3 protein-coding genes are annotated in these 3,056 nt (G+C 72.5%); 2 read left to right on the top strand and 1 reads right to left on the bottom strand.

Features of this window, described 5'->3' with window-relative positions; all coding sequences use genetic code 11:
* A partial coding sequence (locus tag NON22_RS22510; RefSeq protein WP_257389231.1) for a hybrid sensor histidine kinase/response regulator occupies positions 1-1,818 on the top strand: 1,818 nt, incomplete at its 5' end.
* A gap of 5 nt (positions 1,819-1,823) precedes the next feature.
* Here the strand turns inward: NON22_RS22510 and NON22_RS22505 are convergent.
* A complete protein-coding gene (locus NON22_RS22505) occupies positions 1,824-2,462 on the bottom strand; it encodes a LuxR C-terminal-related transcriptional regulator (protein WP_257389230.1) in 639 nt (212 codons plus the stop codon).
* 176 nt (positions 2,463-2,638) lie between these two features.
* Here NON22_RS22505 and NON22_RS22500 point away from each other — a divergent pair.
* Positions 2,639-3,056, top strand: a 418-nt coding sequence (locus NON22_RS22500; protein ID WP_257389229.1) for a ribonuclease HII, incomplete at its 3' end; no start/stop codon positions are given.

Here is a 3,056-nt window from a genome sequence, read left to right as displayed (position 1 = left end):
GTCGACCTCGGCGAAGACCGCTGGCGCCTGCACCTGCTGCACGATGCCGGCGCGGTCGCAGCCGCCAGCCGCAGCGCCGCGGTCGCCGCCGGCGGCGCCTGGCTGGCGCTGACGTTCCTGGTCCTGTTCGTGCAGCAGCGACGGCGCCTGGCCGCACACCGCCAGCGCAGCCGCGAGGAGCTCGAAACCGTGCTGCGCCAGCACGCCCAGGAATTGCGCACGGCGCAGGACGGCATCGTGCAGGCCGCGCAGCAGGCCGACAGCGGGCTCAGTCGCAGCCTCGAACATCTGCCGCAGGGCGTCGTCATCATCGACGCCGCGCTGCGCGTGGCGGCCTGGAATTCGCGCTATGTGGAACTGTTCCGCTTTCCGCCGGAACTGCTGCAGGTGGGACGTCCGATCGAAGACCTGTTCCGCTACAACGCGCGCCGCGGCCTGCTCGGACCGGGGTCGGTCGAGGACGCGATCCAGCGCCGCCTCGACCATCTGCGCAGCGGCAAGCCGCACCTGCGCGAGAGCGAGAAGGAAGACGGCACCGTGCTGGAGATCCGCGGCAATCCGCTGCCCGACGGCGGCTTCGTCACGAGCTACGCCGACATCACCAGCTACAAGAACGCCGCGCGCGAGCTGCGTTCGCTCGCCGACGCGCTGGAGCGCCGCGTCAACGAGCGCACGCGCGCGCTGGCCGACGCCAAGGCCGAGGCGGAGCGCGCCAACCGCTACAAGACCCGCTTCGTCGCGGCGGCCGTGCACGACCTGCTCCAACCGCTGAACGCCGCACGCATGTTCCTTTCCGCGCTGCGCGGCAGGCTCCGCGACAAGGACGCGCGCGACATCGCCGAGCATGCCGACAACGCGCTGGCCGCGCAGGACGCCATCCTCAACAGCCTGCTCGACATCGCGCGGCTGGAGGCCGGCACCTTGCAGACGCGGATCCGCGACTTCCGCCTGGAGCCGCTGCTCGACGCGCTCGGCCGCGAATTCGGCATCGTCGCGGCGAGCCGCGGACTGCTGCTGCGGCGCGTGCCTACTCAGGCGGTCGTGCGCAGCGACGAAGCGCTGCTGCGGCGCATCCTGCAGAACTTTCTCTCCAACGCGATCCGCTATACGCCGCGCGGACGCATCCTGCTCGGCTGCCGCCGCGACGGCGACGCCGTGCGCATCGAGGTGCACGACCAGGGACCGGGCATACCCGAACGCCTGCAGCGGGAGATCTTCGAGGAGTTCCGCCGCCTCGACGACGGCGTCGCCAATGACCGCGGCGCCGGCCTGGGCCTGGCCATCGTCGAGCGCACCGGCCGTCTGCTCGGCCACGCCATCGGCCTGCGCTCGCACCTCGGCCGCGGCAGCGTGTTCTCGGTGGCCGTGCCGCACGGCGACGCGGACGCGGCCGACCTGCCGGCTCCGGCCGCCGTCGACGTCGATGCCGGATCCTCGCTGCGCGGCTGCGAGGTCTGGTGCATCGACGACGACCCGCGCGTCTGCGAAGCCACGCGCGTACTGTTGCAGCGCTGGGAATGCACGGTCGGCCTGGCTGCCGGCGCCGACGCCGCGCTGGCCGCCGCGTCCGAACGCCGCGCGCCCGACCTGGTACTGCTCGACATTCATCTGGCCGGTCCGCTCGACGGCCCGGCGCTGTATCCGCAGCTCTGCGCGCGCTGGCGCAGCCGGCCGCCGGTGATACTGGTCACGGCCGAGCGCGACGGCACGCTGCGCGCGCGAACGCAGCAGGAAGGCTGGGGCCTGCTGCACAAGCCGGTGCGCCCGCCGGCGCTGCGCGCGCTGATGACGCAGCTGCTGCTGCGTCGCGCCGGCTGACGCGCCTAGGCGCTGCCTTCCGGTTCCAGCGCCCGGACCAGCACCGCCGCCTGCGTGCGGCTGTGGCATTCCAGTTTGCGCAGGATGGCCGTGACATGCACCTTGACCGTGTTCTCGGCCAGGCCGAGTTCATGCGCGATCTGCTTGTTGAGCAGCCCGTCGGCCAGGCACAGCAGCACGCGGAACTGCTGCGGCGTCAGCTGCGCGAGGCGGGCCGCGAGCTGCGCGTCCTCCTCCGAGCGCTCCGCGGTCAGCGCCGGAAACCAGGTGCCGCCGTCCAGCACCGCGGCGATCGCCTCGCCGATCGCCTCGGCCGGCGAGGACTTCGGAATGAATCCGGCCGCGCCGAACTGCTGCGCGCGGCGGATCACGCGCGGATGGTCGTTGGAGGAAATGACCACCACCGGTATTTCCGGCCGCTCGCCGCGCACGTGCAGCAGCGCGGAGAAGCCGCGCGCGCCGGGCATGGCCAGATCCAGCAGCACCAGCTCGATCTGCGGCCGCGCCGCGAGCGCCTGGTTCAGGGTCGCAGCACTCGACGCCTCGAACACGTCCGCGCGCGGCAGCGCCTCTCGCAGCGCGTGCAGCATCGCGGTGCGGAACAACGGATGGTCGTCGGCGACGAGAATGGCGGGCGCGCTCATTGCGCCCAAGTCTGGCATCGCTGCGACGGTTTTTCCCCTAACCCATTCGGGTTAGTCCCGCGCCCGGACGGCTGCCGCCGTGCTTTCCTCGCGCCGCCCGGAATGAGAGGATGCGCCTCCGCCGGACGGCCGCCGCCGCGGCCACGCAGTCCCGACGCCGAGAATCGCCGCTCCGCATGCGCTTTCGCCGCACCGTCACCGATCTTCCGCCCGGCACCCTCGTCGCCGGCGTCGACGAAGCCGGCCGCGGGCCGCTGGCCGGACCGGTCGTGGTCGCCGCGGTCATTCTCGATCCGCAGCGTGTGATACGCGGGCTCGACGATTCCAAGGCCCTGACCGAGGAACGCCGCAACGTGCTCGAGCCGCGCATCCGTGAACGCGCGCTGGCCTACAGCGTCGTCGTCGTGGAGGCGGACGAGATCGACCGGATCAACATCTTCCAGGCCACCATGCTCGGCATGCGCCGCGCGCTGGCCGCGCTGGCCACGGTGCCGCAGCTCGCGCTGATCGACGGCAACCGCCTGCCGCGGCAGCTGCCCTGCCCGGCCCGCGCCGTGATCGGCGGCGACGCGAGCGAGCCGGCGATCAGCGCCG

The organism is Tahibacter caeni (assembly GCF_024609805.1).
In the GTDB taxonomy this organism is placed as follows: Bacteria; Pseudomonadota; Gammaproteobacteria; order Xanthomonadales; family Rhodanobacteraceae; genus Tahibacter; species Tahibacter caeni.
Note: the sequence above shows the minus strand (reverse complement) of the source record. Positions and strands in the feature narration are given on the sequence as shown.

Bases quoted from the DNA above. Each gene is read 5' to 3' on its own strand.
- NON22_RS22505 (WP_257389230.1), bottom strand. From the start codon at position 2,462: ATGAGCGCGCCCGCCATTCTCGTCGCCGACGACCATCCGTTGTTCCGC.